General features: G+C 42.3%; 1 pseudogene. It reads right to left on the bottom strand.

What is annotated here, in order from left to right:
- Positions 1 to 62: 62 nt before the first annotated feature.
- A pseudogene (locus tag AAEY88_RS12770) lies at positions 63 to 305 on the bottom strand (IS30 family transposase); the annotation flags it as partial.

Genomic DNA, 305 nt, shown 5'->3' with positions numbered 1-305 from the left:
TTTTTTTTAGTTTAATTTTTTGTAATATCTTTAGTTTTATCAATTTTTTTAGTTTTCTCGTTTTATCCTTTTAGCATGCCAATGCAAGCTTGTGTGACGGCTACTGCCTTGCGATTGGGTAGCGCTTTGATCTTAGTCTCTCGAGTTGTTCTATCCACTAGAGTGACAAGCACACCTTGATGTCCACGACCAACCACCGTATCCCCTTCATAATCGCCCATACGACTGCGCGCTTCAATGATACTGGGACGGTCATTGATATCACAGCGGTTCGCTATCTTTCCGCGCCTATCATAACCTTGCAG

Source organism: Psychrobacter sp. CAL346-MNA-CIBAN-0220 (assembly GCF_040309805.1).
Classification (GTDB): Bacteria; Pseudomonadota; Gammaproteobacteria; order Pseudomonadales; family Moraxellaceae; genus Psychrobacter.
The sequence above is the reverse complement of the archived record's forward strand: the minus strand, read 5'-3'. Positions and strand labels throughout refer to the sequence as shown.